The sequence below is a fragment of the Bordetella sp. BOR01 genome, assembly GCF_019218885.1.
Classification (GTDB): Bacteria; Pseudomonadota; Gammaproteobacteria; order Burkholderiales; family Burkholderiaceae_B; genus Bordetella_A.
This window is the reverse complement of the sequence record NZ_JAHUWT010000001.1, coordinates 322,619-334,465: the sequence shown is the minus strand read 5'-3', so window position 1 is coordinate 334,465 and position 11,847 is coordinate 322,619. Positions and strand designations below refer to the sequence as shown.

At 66.6% G+C, this 11,847-nt stretch carries 11 protein-coding genes; 6 read left to right on the top strand and 5 right to left on the bottom strand.

Annotation, left to right across the window (positions count from 1 at the left end; translation table 11 throughout):
• Positions 1-85: 85 nt before the first annotated feature.
• The 3 genes from KW845_RS01530 to KW845_RS01520 all read left to right on the top strand — a co-directional run bounded on the left by KW845_RS01530 (position 86) and on the right by KW845_RS01520 (position 4,237).
• Positions 86-595, top strand: coding sequence for a sigma-70 family RNA polymerase sigma factor (locus tag KW845_RS01530; protein ID WP_218367420.1), 510 nt, complete (start codon positions 86-88; stop codon positions 593-595).
• A 40-nt stretch (positions 596-635) separates the two neighbouring features.
• Positions 636-1,664, top strand: coding sequence for a FecR domain-containing protein (locus tag KW845_RS01525; protein WP_218367419.1), 1,029 nt, complete (start codon positions 636-638; stop codon positions 1,662-1,664).
• A 113-nt stretch (positions 1,665-1,777) separates the two neighbouring features.
• Positions 1,778-4,237: a TonB-dependent receptor gene (locus KW845_RS01520; protein ID WP_218367418.1), complete on the top strand. Its 2,460-nt coding sequence runs from the start codon at positions 1,778-1,780 to the stop codon at positions 4,235-4,237.
• A gap of 45 nt (positions 4,238-4,282) precedes the next feature.
• Here KW845_RS01520 and KW845_RS01515 read toward each other — a convergent pair whose 3' ends face one another.
• Positions 4,283-5,218, bottom strand: a complete 936-nt coding sequence (locus KW845_RS01515) for a glycosyltransferase family 2 protein (RefSeq protein WP_218367417.1) — start codon at positions 5,216-5,218, stop codon at positions 4,283-4,285.
• Positions 5,219-5,440: 222 nt separating this feature from the next.
• Here KW845_RS01515 and KW845_RS01510 point away from each other — a divergent pair, with 222 nt between their 5' ends.
• Positions 5,441-6,364 (top strand): LysR family transcriptional regulator, encoded by a 924-nt coding sequence (locus tag KW845_RS01510; protein ID WP_218367416.1) that lies wholly within the window; start codon positions 5,441-5,443, stop codon positions 6,362-6,364.
• A gap of 29 nt (positions 6,365-6,393) precedes the next feature.
• On the opposite strand, the gene KW845_RS01505 is transcribed toward KW845_RS01510, so the two are convergent.
• Complete coding sequence (locus KW845_RS01505) at positions 6,394-7,302, bottom strand: LysR family transcriptional regulator (protein WP_218367415.1); 909 nt, start codon at positions 7,300-7,302, stop codon at positions 6,394-6,396.
• 61 nt (positions 7,303-7,363) lie between these two features.
• Here KW845_RS01505 and KW845_RS01500 point away from each other — a divergent pair, with 61 nt between their 5' ends.
• Together KW845_RS01500 and KW845_RS01495 are read left to right on the top strand one after the other, a co-directional pair.
• Positions 7,364-8,443: a 4-oxalomesaconate tautomerase gene (locus KW845_RS01500; protein WP_218367414.1), complete on the top strand. Its 1,080-nt coding sequence runs from the start codon at positions 7,364-7,366 to the stop codon at positions 8,441-8,443.
• Positions 8,444-8,506: 63 nt separating this feature from the next.
• Positions 8,507-9,493 (top strand): tripartite tricarboxylate transporter substrate binding protein, encoded by a 987-nt coding sequence (locus KW845_RS01495; RefSeq protein ID WP_218367413.1) that lies wholly within the window; start codon positions 8,507-8,509, stop codon positions 9,491-9,493.
• A 74-nt stretch (positions 9,494-9,567) separates the two neighbouring features.
• Here the strand turns inward: KW845_RS01495 and KW845_RS29400 are convergent, their stop codons facing one another.
• From KW845_RS29400 to KW845_RS01485, 3 genes are all read right to left on the bottom strand, one after another.
• Positions 9,568-9,696 (bottom strand): hypothetical protein, encoded by a 129-nt coding sequence (locus KW845_RS29400; RefSeq protein ID WP_255592312.1) that lies wholly within the window; start codon positions 9,694-9,696, stop codon positions 9,568-9,570.
• 484 nt (positions 9,697-10,180) lie between these two features.
• Positions 10,181-11,107, bottom strand: a complete 927-nt coding sequence (locus KW845_RS01490) for a sugar kinase (RefSeq protein ID WP_218367412.1) — start codon at positions 11,105-11,107, stop codon at positions 10,181-10,183.
• A complete protein-coding gene (locus tag KW845_RS01485; RefSeq protein ID WP_218367411.1) occupies positions 11,100-11,744 on the bottom strand; it encodes a bifunctional 4-hydroxy-2-oxoglutarate aldolase/2-dehydro-3-deoxy-phosphogluconate aldolase in 645 nt (214 codons plus the stop codon). Before KW845_RS01485 ends, KW845_RS01490 begins: the two co-directional genes overlap by 8 nt.
• Positions 11,745-11,847: the final 103 nt, after the last annotated feature.

Sequence of the window (11,847 nt, the reverse complement as noted above, 5' to 3'; positions counted from 1 at the left end):
ATTTGCAATAATAAGAATCGTTTGCAAATAGGCCCGCGATCAGAATTTGCCTGCCCGGGCCTGGCCGCATACCGAGGGTGCCTGTTTGGAAGCCGCAGAATTCGCCGTCCACAAGGAAGTGGAAACCCTGTACAGCAGCCATCATGGCTGGCTGCAGGGGCGGCTGCGCCGTGCATTGGGCAATTCGGCCGACGCCGCCGACCTGGCGCATGACGTCTTTGCCCGGCTGCTGGCGCGCCGCCAGCCAATACGCGCCGCCGAGCCGCGCGCCTTCCTGTCGACCATGGCGCGCCGCATGGTCATCGACCATTGGCGCCGCCGGGAACTGGAAAAAGCCTGGCTGGACACCCTGGCCGCCATGCCCGGACCACAAACCCCTTCCGTCGAAAGCCAGCAGATCATCCTGGAAACCCTGGCGGCAATCGACAAGATCCTGGATGCGTTTCCGCCCGCAGTGCGCAGCGCGTTCCTGTGGAATCAGCTGGAGGGACTAAGCTGCCCGGAGATCGCCAAGCGACTCGACATATCGCTCACGACCGCCGAGCGCTATGTCGCCAAAGTGCTGCGGGCCTGCTATGCCCTGAGGTTCGAATGAGCCTGCACGCCTGGCCTCGGCCGGCAACGGCGCGCCGGCCATGAACGGCAGTCATGTTGCGCCCCCGCTGGCAGCGGGCCGGGAACGGCTTGCCGGCGAGGTGGTCGACGCAGCCATTGCCTGGTCGATCAAGCTCGCGGGGCCGCAGGCATCGCCCCGGATGCGCCAGGCATTTGCCGCATGGCTGGACGAGAATCCGCAGCATGCGGTGGCCTGGCAGCGCGTGGTGCAGGTGCGCGGCGACCTAGGCGGCCTGCCGCCAGCCCTGGCGCTGAACACCTTGAACGCCGCGCAGGCGCTGCATGACGAGCGCAAGCGCGGCCATCGGCTGCAGCGCCGCGCGGTGCTGGGCGCCCTGTCGTGCGGCGGCATCCTGTTGGGCGCGGGTTGGACCACCTACCGCTATGCGCCGTGGCAGCGCATGACCGCGGATTTCAGCACCGGCGTGGGCGAACGCCGCCGTTGGCAGTTGGCCGACGGTACCCTGCTGGAACTGAACACCGATAGCGCCGCCAACGCGACCCTGTCGGGCGAGCAGCGCTGGATCCGCGTCACCCGCGGCGAAATCATGATCACCACCGGCGCCGATACCGGCGCGGGCGCCAGGCGCCCGTTCTGGGTACAGACATCGGTGGGCCGCTTGCAGGCGCTGGGCACGCGTTTCGTGGTGCGCCTCGAAGCCGGGCAGGTGCGTGTCAGCGTACAAGAAGGCGCCGTGGCGCTGCATCCGGATTCGGGCGCGACGGGCGGGGTTGTCAACGCCGGGGAAAGCCGCTGGATGTCGGCCGCCCGCGATGCACCGGCCCCCTCGCCGGGCTTCGCCGCCGACGCCTGGACGCGCGACGTGGTCGCCGGCAATGACCTGCGGCTGGCCGACCTGCTGCGCGAGCTACAGCGCTACCAGCATGGCCATATCTGGTGCGACGAGCAGGTGGCCGGCCTGCGGGTGTCGGGCGTATTCCATACCAACGATGTGGACAAGGCCCTGGAAACCCTGGCACTGACGCAGCCGATCGCCATCGCCCGCTATACCCGGCTGCTGACCATCGTGCGGTCCAAGCCCGGTTGAAACCGTGCGCGCTCTCGTATGCAGCCAAAGTGAAGGGATTGGGAATCTCGTTCGTCAGTAGATAGGAAGACGCCTTAACCCAGGGCTTCGCCTTTCTCGAGTCGGAACACACCATGCCTGTTCGCCTTTCTGCCGCCCCCCCTGCCTGGCCCGCGCACGCGCTGCTGCGCTGCGTGCTGCGGATCTCGCCGTCGCCCCTGACCCTGCCCGCCCTGGCCGTCATGGCCAGCCTTGCCCCGGTAGCCTGCGTCACGGCGCAAACGACCTCGCAGGCCACGTCCGTGCCGCAGCAAGCGCGCGATTTCTCGATCCCGGCAGGCCGGCTGGATACCGCGATCGAAGCGCTGGCCCGTGCCGCGCAAGTCACGTTTTCGTATGACGCGTCCCTGGTCGCGGGGCGCACGACCAACGGGCTGAGCGGGCGCTATACCGTGCGCGAAGCGCTCGCGGTACTGCTGGCGGGCACCGGCGTGCGGGCCGTGGCGCTGCCCAACGGCGCCTACTCGCTGCGGCCGGCGCCGCCTTCCGCAGGTGACGGTACGCCAGTGGCGACCTTGCCCGCTGTGCAGGTGCGGGCATGGCAGGATGCCATCCAGAATGAAGGCAGCGCCGAAGACGGCTACCTGGCCCGTACGGTCTCGTCGTTGGGGCCCTTGGGCAGCATGGCGCTGCAAGATGCGCCCTATTCCTTGACGGTGGTGTCGCGCGACCTGATCGCGAACACCCAGGCCCAGTCCCCCGACGATGTCTATCGCATCAACCCCACGACAGTTTCGCAAACGCCGCAGATCACCGGCTGGGCACCGATGGTGAAGATTCGCGGCTTCAACAGCTACGACCGGGCCGAAGAAGGCTTGCGCCGCTCATACGGATTCGCAACATCGCTGGAAGACAAGGAACGCGTCGAGGTGCTGAGCGGCCTGTCCGGCTTCCTGTTCGGTGCCGCCTCGCCCGGCGGCATGATCAACTACGTGAATAAGCGCCCCACGGCCGAGCGGTTCAATAGCGTAACGCTCGGCAATTACGGCGGCAGCCAGTATTACGTGCATGGCGACTTCGGCGGGCCGATCGACGATGCCGGCCGCTTCGGATACCGCCTGAACGTGGTCCGGCAGTACGGCGATACAGCGGTAGACGACCAGAAGATCGACCGCAGCCTGGCCAGCCTGGCCCTGGATTGGCGCATCACCGAACGCCTCAAGCTCGAACTGAACGCGTCCTACAGCGATTACAAGACGACCGCACCCTCGGCGTACTGGACGTTTCGCGAGGGCGTGCCGCGCATCAAGGCACCGGATGCCAGCAAGAACTGGAGCCAGCCCTGGATCGAGGACGAGATCGAAAGCCGCAAGTACGGTGCCAAGCTGGTCTACCAGGCCAACGACCACCTGACCTTGCGCGCCGCGCACCTGCGCGACTACCAGGACAGGCCCAAGCAGGACCACACCATGAACTCGGTGCGCTCGCCGACCGAGTACTACCAGATCCGCATCCATTCGGGCCCGACCCGCACCGAATCCGAGGCCTGGCAGGCGCTGGCCGACCTGTCGTTCGACACCGGCCCGGTGGGCCACAAGATCACCGCCGGGTACTACGGCTACACCGATCGCGAGTGGAGCACGAGCTACAGCCCCAACACCGGCTACCAGGGCCCATACGGCTTTGGCTCGCCGACCCATGTGCCCGAACCCGCCTGGCCCCCCGTGCCCGAGGGCTCGATGTACTACGCGGGCCGGGTGAGCAATGACAACTTCATGATCGGCGACCTGATCACCTTCAATGAGCAGTGGTCGGCGCTGGTGGGCATCAACCACAGCCGCATCCAGAGCCTTGGCCGCGATCCCGACGGCAACCCGACGCAGCCGGACTACGACCAGTCGCGCAACTCGCCCAACGTATCGCTGATCTACAAGCCGCGCCCCTGGCTGACGACGTACGCTACATACATCGAAGGCCTGGAACAAGGCGGCTTCGCGCCGCTGGAGGCCGCCAACAGCCTGGCCATCATGCCGCCCATGGTCAGCAAGCAGAAAGAAATCGGCATCAAGGCCGAACTGGGCGGCGTGCTGCTGACCGGCGCGCTGTTCGACATCGAGAAAGCCTACGAGTACACCAATTCAGCGAATGTCTATACGCAGGACGGCACGCAGCGCCACCGTGGCTTCGAGGCAACCGCCTTCGGCAAGGTGACGCCGGCCTGGACGGTGGTGGGCGGCGTGACGCTGCTGGCGGCCAAGGTGCATGGCGGAGACAGCAGCGGCAACGCCCCCATGAATGTGCCCAAGACCGTGGCCAAGCTGTATACCGAATACGCCTTGCCGTTCGCCCCCGGCCTGAGCACCACCGCGGGGATCTACTACGTGGGCAAGCAGTGGGCCAACAACACCAACACCAGCCGGCTGCCGTCGTACACCACGCTGGACCTGGGCCTGCGCTATGCCACCAAGCTGAACGGCCGCCCGCTTTCGCTACGGCTGACGATGAACAACGTCACCGACCGCAGTTACTGGCTGAACAGCTATTACCTGGGCGCCCCGCGCAGCCTGGCCTTTTCTGCACAACTGCAGTTCTAAGGCCCCAATGCAGCCGCCTGCCGCGTACCGGGCCGGGCCGGGCCGCTAGGTCAGGCCGCGCCGGCGATCGCGCCAGTACAGCGCATAGCCCAGCGGCCACATGACGGCCACCAGCGCCCGCGCAGAGGGCGGGGTCAAGCGGTAAGCCTGCACCGCAGTGGGCAGGCCGGAATGCTCGAGATCCAGGCGAAACCGCGTATAGCGCGCTGCCGCCATCAGGAATCCCTTGGGCCGGTACCGGAACCAGTCCATGTGGTGCTCGAGGATGTCCCAGGCCAACAGGTACAGGCCCTGGGCGTTATTGCGCACCGATACCGCGCCGCGGCTCAGGCCGTCGGCGCTGGGATGGTAGATGCGTACCACCTGGTTGATGCAGCGGTTCTGATAGCCGGCGCGCGCCATGGCCCACCAGATCAGGCTTTCGGGCACGAAGCCCTCGACATCTTCGGGAAATGGGAAGCGGCGCAGCACGTCCGTGCGCATGCTGCCGAATTTCTCGCCCTTGATGCGGTGGCGGAAATACATCTCGACCGCCGAGGTGTCGACGACATCCTGCGGAAAGCGGTCGCCCACGACCGAGCCATCGGGCCGGGCGCACAAGCCGGTGACGCCCACATAGTTCTCGCGCCGATCGGCAGGGATGGCTTCCCAGCCTTCTTGCAAGATCTGCAGCGCCTGCGGCGGGATTTCGTCATCGCTGTCCAGCGTTACCACGAATTCGCCATGGGCTTCGCGCACGCCGCGATTGAACGCGGTTTTCTTGTGCTGGTTCTTTTGCCAGATATAGCGAATGGGGAATCCCGCATGCGCCTGCCAGGCCAGCACCGCCTCGTGCGTGCGGTCTGTCGAGCCGTCATCGACGACCAGCCATTCGAAATTGCGACAGGTCTGCCGACGTAGGGATTCATAAACACGGTACAGGGTGGCAGCCCGGTTATAGGTGGGCGTCAGTACCGTGAACAAGTAATGCGGGTCACTCATGCGCTGGGCCGGTTCGCGAAGGGACTGCGACGGTCTATTTGATTATGGGTAAAAACAAGGGCTCCAGTGTATGGGATATGTGGGAAGTCAACGCATTCGCGATCGCCCATTTTGCAAACAAATCTGTCATGTTTTTCCATATTTATACTGAGCGCCGCCCGCAAGGGGGCCCGGCGCGCAGGCCGGCAGCAGGTAAACTCGGGCGGCTCATTCGGAATATCTATGGAATCCCATCCCATCCAGTTGAACGATATTGCGCTGTTCGTCGAAGTGGCACGCCGCAAGAGCTTCAGCCTGGCCGCGCGCGCCCTGTCCATGCCCACCTCGACCCTGTCGCGGCGCATAGGCCAGCTGGAGCAGGCCATCGGCCTGCGGTTGATCAATCGGAATACGCGGCGGCTGGAGCTCACCAATGCGGGCGCGGCCTATCTGCGCCGCTGCCAGGGGCTGGTGGACGAGGCCCGCCTGGCGCACGAACAGTTGCTGGCGATGTCGGCCCGCCCCCAGGGACGACTGAGCATCTCCATTCCGTACAGCATGGCCATCTGGCTGCTGCCGGAAGCCCTGAAAGCATTCACTGAACGCTACCCGGACCTGGAATGCGAATTCGACCTCGGCCTCAATCCGGCCGAAAATTCGCAAGGCGGGCCGTTCGATATGGCGCTGCGGTTCGGCCACGAACAATTGGGTGCCGAGCCCGCGACGGATGACCCTTCGGTGCAAGAGATCACCACGCTGGACAGCTACCTGTATGCCTCGGCCGATTATCTGCAGGCGCACGGCAAGCCGCAGCAGCCGGCCGACCTGGCGGGCCATGAGTGCCTGCGCACCACCATCGACCGCGAGCATTCATTCTGGATGCTGCGCAATGGCGAGCGTTCCGAGCGCGTGGCAGTGCATGGCGCCATTGCCGGCAATAACATCAGCGTGATGGGCACCCTGTCGGGGCTGGGGCTGGGCATTACGCGGCTGCCCAACTGCCGGGCGCTGGCGCCCATCATCGACCGCAACACCCTGCAACGCATCTTGCCGGGATGGAGCACCGACCCCCTGCCGGTGTTCGCGATATTTCCGTCGCCGGTACTGCCGGCCAAGACGCGGGCCTTCATGGAATTCCTGCGGCCCTGGCTGGACCCTGTCGAGTGAATGGGCCTGCCTGGCCCGCGGGCCAGGCATCAGCCCCGCGCAGCCCGCCCGGCGTCTTTCAGCAGCGTATACAGTACCCGCGCAGCCGGCGGAAGCGCCCGGCCATGCCGCACGATCAGCCCCAGCGTGCGGCTGACGCGCGGCTTGGCCAGGGGCACGCCCACCAGCGTGGGGTGGGTGGTGAGCGGCAGGGCCAACTGCGGTACCGCGGCAACGCCCAGGCCCGCCTCGACCATGCCCAGCAGCGTCAGGATGTGGCTGACCTCGAATGCGCTCATGGCGCGCTTGCCGGCCTTGGCCAGGGCCACGTCGATCAGCAGGCGGTTGCCGCTTTCCTTGGCCACCGTCATGAACCGCTGGCCGGCGAGTTCGTCCCACGTGGCGGTTTTGCGGCTGGCCAGCGGATGGTCGCTGCGCACGGCCAGCACGAAGCTTTCTTTGAAAATGGCGCGAAAATCGACCTCGGCATCCTGGGTGCCGATGAAATTGATGCCGAAATCGGCACGCCCGGACGTCACCGCATTGAGCACGGCATTGGCGCCTTCGTCGATGACACGTACCCTGATGCGTGGGTGGCGCGCGGCGAATTCGCTTAGCACCGAAGGCAGGAAATAGTAGGCGGCCGATGGCACGCAAGCCACCGTGACCAGCCCGCTAAGCTGCGCCGCCAGGTCTTCGGCGCCCAGGATGGCGTTTTCCAGTTCATCCAGCGCGACCCGCGAGCGCTCCAGGAACACACGGCCCACGTGGGTCAGCGCCACCCGGCGGGTGGTGCGCTCGAGCAGGCGCGCACCCAGCAGGTTTTCCAGTTTCTCGATGCGCCGGCTAAGTGCCGGCTGCGACAAATGCAGGTCTTCGGCGGCAGCGCGAAAACTGGCGCGTTCGGCCACCGCCACGAAGGCCTGTAATTCCTGCAGATCGAAATTGATGCGTGCCATGCATTAATCAATATAAAACTTGCAATTCACGGATTATGGCATTTGTTTGAAGATGCCAGCCATGCTGAAAACCATTCCTTGCGTCTTGATGCGCGGCGGCACTTCGCGCGGCCCCTTCTTCCGTGCCGACTGGCTGCCGCCCGACCCGGCGCGGCGCGACCGTGTGCTGCTGTGCGCCATGGGCTCGCCCCATGAACTACAGGTCGACGGCCTGGGGGGCGGCCACACGCTGACCAGCAAGGTCGCCATCGTGTCGCCATCACGCCGCCCCGGCTGCGACGTGGACTACTTGTTTGCGCAAGTCAGCGTAGACCGTGCCGCCGTCGACACGCGCCCCAATTGCGGCAACATGCTGTCGGGCGTGGCCCCCTTCGCCATCGACCAGGGCCTGGTGGCCGGCCGGCCGGGCGAGACGCGGGTGCGCATCTTCAACGTCAATACGCGATCCACCATAGACGCCACCGTGCAGACCCCCGATGGCCGTCCCGAGTACGAGGGCGATGCGCGCATCGACGGTGTCAGCGGCACCGGCGCACCGATCCGGCTGAACTTCGTCGATGCCTGGGGCAAGACCTCGGGGCGGCTGTTTCCCACCGGCCAGCCGCGCGACTTGATCGATGGTGTCTGGGTCACCTGTATAGACGCGGCCATGCCGCTGGTCGTGGTTGCCGCGGCTGCGCTGGGTTTGCGCGGCGACGAGACGCCGGCCGCGCTGGATGGCGACGCCCGCCTGCTGGCCAGGCTGGAATCGCTGCGCCGGCAAGCGGCGCTGCGCATGGGACTGGGTGACGTCACGCACAGTGTCGTGCCCAAGCCGGTGCTGGTCAGCCCGGGCGACCTGCCCGATGAAGTGACGTCGCGGTATTTCACGCCGGCCAGTTGCCACCGTTCGCACGCCGTGACCGGCGCCATCGGCGTGGCCACGGCGTTCGTCACGCCCGGCACGGTGGCCTGCACCGCCGCGGCGGCACGTCCGCCCGGCAGGCATCGCATCGCCGTGGCGCACCCGGCCGGCCGCATCGAGATCGACATCGAGATCGATGCCGCCCCGGCCGCCGGCTGCGTGCGGGCAGCCAGCCTGATCCGCACGGCCCGCAAGATCATGGACGGCAGCCTTTACGTGCCCGCCGAACTATTCTGAGACCGAAGGGCAGCGCCCGGGCGGCGCCGCCTGGCATATCGAAGAAACTCACTGGAGACAGCCATGCCCACTCTTTCCCATATCCGATCGCTTGCGGCGCGCGCCTGTGCCGTGCTGGCCTGCGCCTGTGCCGCGGGTGGCGCGCAGGCCGCCTGGCCGCAACGACCCATCACCCTGGTGGTACCCACGGCCCCGGGCGGCGGCAACGATACGCTGGCCCGCGTGGTGGGCGAGAAAATGGGCGCGGCGCTGGGGCAGCCCATCATCGTGGTGAACAAGGCCGGCGCCCAGGGCGCGATCGCCTGCGAATACGTGGCCCAGGCCGCGCATGACGGCTACACCATCATGCTGGGCTACATTGCCACGCATGGCATCAACCCGGCCCTGCAGCACCTGCGCTACGACCCGGTAGCCGATTTCCAGCCGATCGGCATGGTGGCGTCTTCGCCGACGCTGCTGGTGGTGTCCAGCAGCGCGCACATCGATTCGGTGCAAGCGCTGATCGCCCAGGCACGCAAAGACTCCGAGAGCCTGAGCTATGCGTCGGCCGGCCTGGGCACGGCGCCGCACGTGGCGGCCGAGCTGTTCAAGCTGCGTACCGGCATCGATATGCTGCACGTGCCCTACAAGGGGTCGGCACCCGCCATGACCGATACGCTGGCGGGCGTTACCCAGGTGATGTTCCCAAGCCTGTTCAGCGCCTATCCGCACCTGGAATCGGGCAAGGTCAAGGCACTGGCGCTGGCGGGCGAGCACCGCGCCGAGGCACTGAAAGAGGTTCCCACGCTGGCCGAACTGGGCGTGCCGGACGTCAGCGTGCCGCAGTGGTATGCGTTGTTCGCTCCCGCCGGCACCGACCCGGCCATCGTGGCACAGTTGAATCAGGCGCTGAACACGGCGCTGCGCGATCCGGGCGTCATCGGGAAATTTCGCGAACAGGGTGCCGAAGTGCAGTCCAGTACGCCGCAAGAACTGGGCAGTTTCGTGCAGGCCGAAGTCGACCGCTGGAAGACGGTGGTGGGCCGGGCTCACCTGGCCGCAGTGCAATAAAGCGGACAGGCAGGCACAGGCGAAAAAAAACCGCCGGGCGGGCCGGCGGTTCTTTCGCATCAAGCGCGCAAATATTACGCGCGCTTGATCTTTTCCAGCATCTTGAAAACGCCCTTGGGCGATTTGACGAACAAGCGCTTGAAAGCCTTGCCCAGGCAACGGCGTTCCAGGGTGTTGCGACGCACGCGTTTGCGCTCAGCCATGATGGTTCTCCGGTAAGGTTCGATGGTGTCCAACCCCCAAACCCGCCCCTCGCCCGATGTGTCCGGCATGCAAGGACGCATCTCGGGGGGCCACAGGCTGGTGGCAAAAAATGGGGTAACCCGGCATTTTAGCCCGAAATCGCCATGGTCGCCAACTGAGGACTTTGTGGCAACGGAAAGCAGGATTGGGTTGGGGGGAGTTTGCGTACTGATCCGTTCCGCGCCGCCCGGGGGCAGGCGGGGGGCGGCGCGTTGGGCGGCGGGGCAGTCTGCGCAGCAGACCGAGGGCGCCTGGATGCGCCCGAGCCCGACGCACGTGCGCCGCCCCCCGCCTGCCCCCGGGCGGCGCGGAACGGCACCTGTACCAATTCAGGCCGTTCGCAAGCAAAAACAGTTTGAGGCCTTCACCTCATGAGCACGGGTTGGACTCTTCCAATGCGAGGCGACCCAAGCACGCCAACCGGACAATGCCGGCCAGCAGCAGCTACTGAGCATCCAGGCGGGCCCGCACAGCGTCCGGGCGCGGCAAAGGATCGACTGCCCCGTACCCCGTGGTAGACAGGGCGGCCGCCGTATTGGCGTAGCGCACGGCCGCCAGCCAATCGTCGCCGGCGCAACGGCGCGCCAGCAGGTTGCCGGCAAAACAGTCGCCCGCGCCCGTGGCGTCAACCGCCTGCACCCGCAGGCCGGGCACTGGCGTGCGGCTGTGGCCGTCGTCGACCAGCGCCCCGTCTTTACCCAGCTTCAGCACCACCACGCCAGGCGCGCCGGCGGCGCGGATCCAATCGAGCGTGCGCTGCGGGTCGTCATGGCCGGTCAGGTGGCGCAGGTCGTCCATGCTGGGCAGGAACAGGTCGGCCACGGCCAGCGCCTCGCGCAGGATGGCCCGCGCCCGTGTCACCGGCCACAGGCTCAGCCGCAGGTTGGAATCCAGGCTGACCTGCCCGCCAGCCTGGCGCGTGCGCGCCATGGCGGCAAACACCGTATCGCAGGCGCTGGCGCTGATGGCCAGGCTGATGCCCGAGACATGCAGGTAGCGGCTGCGTTCCAGCAGGCCGCTGTCCAGGTCGGACGGCTGCATGCGGCTGGCGGCGGAATCGCGGCGCAGATAGCTGAACACATGCCCATCGGGGCCATGCTGCACGAAATACACGCCGGTATGGGCGTCGGGATCGACACGCACGCCGGCCGTCTCGACCTGCTCGTCGCGCAGCAATTGCAGCAACTGTTCGCCGAACGCATCGCCGCCCACGCGGGTCAGGTAGGCGCAACGCGCACCCTGCCGGGCGGCGGCGATCACGGCATTCGATGTGTCGCCGCCAAATCCTTGCAGATACTGCCGGTCGCCAGCACGAGTCTGGTTGAACTCGATCAACGGCTCGCCCAGGCCTACCACATCGAAATCAGCCATGGGCGGCCTCGCGGGTCTGGACGATCTGGCGCACCAGCGCGGCCGTATCGCGTGCCGCGAAGGCGGCCTTGTCGTAAAGATTGCTGCCGATGCCCACCAGGCCGGCCCCGGCGGCAAAGTATTCGCCCATGTTCTGCTGCGTGACGCCGCCGGTGGGGCACAGCACCGTCTCGGGAAACACCGACTTCAGGGCCGCCAGGTGGCGCGGGCCGCCGGTGTCGGCCGGGAAGATTTTCACGATGTCGGCCCCGGCACTGCGCGCGGCCAATACTTCGCTGGGCGTGAACGCGCCCAGCAGGCACAGCGCACCAGCCGCGTGCGCCATGTCGGCAATCCCGGGCACCAGGCCGGGCGCCACCAGGAAATCGGCGCCGGCGACCAGGGCGTCGCGCGCCTGGGTTTCGTCGAGCACAGTGCCCACGCCCAGCGTCAGCGCGTCGCCATGCTTGTCGCGCAATGCTCGCACCAGGTCGGTGACGCCAGGAATGGTCCAGGTCAGTTCCAGCGTGGCGCACCCGGCCTGCACCGCGACCTCGGCCGCATAGCCGGCGGTGGCGGCATCGGCATAGCGCAGCACGGGTACGACGCGCTCGGCAAGCAGGCGGGACATCGTGGCAGAAGCGGATGGAGGGCTCATGGAAGTCTCGCAGTAGGATTCAGGGATCGCCGGCGGGCAGCGCGCGCATGCCGGCCGCGTTTTTCTTGCATTATCCACGCCATGGCTACGCAGCGAACCCCGG

Excerpts from the sequence above, each read along its gene's own strand:
- KW845_RS01515 (WP_218367417.1), bottom strand. The coding sequence starts at position 5,218 with ATGAGTGACCCGCATTACTTGTTCACGGTACTGACGCCCACCTATAAC.
- KW845_RS01495 (WP_218367413.1), top strand. The coding sequence starts at position 8,507 with ATGCCCACTCTTTCCCATATCCGATCGCTTGCGGCGCGCGCCTGTGCC.
- KW845_RS01510 (WP_218367416.1), top strand. The coding sequence starts at position 5,441 with ATGGAATCCCATCCCATCCAGTTGAACGATATTGCGCTGTTCGTCGAA.
- KW845_RS01525 (WP_218367419.1), top strand. The coding sequence starts at position 636 with ATGAACGGCAGTCATGTTGCGCCCCCGCTGGCAGCGGGCCGGGAACGG.
- KW845_RS01500 (WP_218367414.1), top strand. The coding sequence starts at position 7,364 with ATGCTGAAAACCATTCCTTGCGTCTTGATGCGCGGCGGCACTTCGCGC.
- KW845_RS01505 (WP_218367415.1), bottom strand. The coding sequence starts at position 7,302 with ATGGCACGCATCAATTTCGATCTGCAGGAATTACAGGCCTTCGTGGCG.
- KW845_RS01485 (WP_218367411.1), bottom strand. The coding sequence starts at position 11,744 with ATGAGCCCTCCATCCGCTTCTGCCACGATGTCCCGCCTGCTTGCCGAG.
- KW845_RS01520 (WP_218367418.1), top strand. The coding sequence starts at position 1,778 with ATGCCTGTTCGCCTTTCTGCCGCCCCCCCTGCCTGGCCCGCGCACGCG.
- KW845_RS01490 (WP_218367412.1), bottom strand. The coding sequence starts at position 11,107 with ATGGCTGATTTCGATGTGGTAGGCCTGGGCGAGCCGTTGATCGAGTTC.
- KW845_RS29400 (WP_255592312.1), bottom strand. The coding sequence starts at position 9,696 with ATGGCTGAGCGCAAACGCGTGCGTCGCAACACCCTGGAACGCCGTTGC.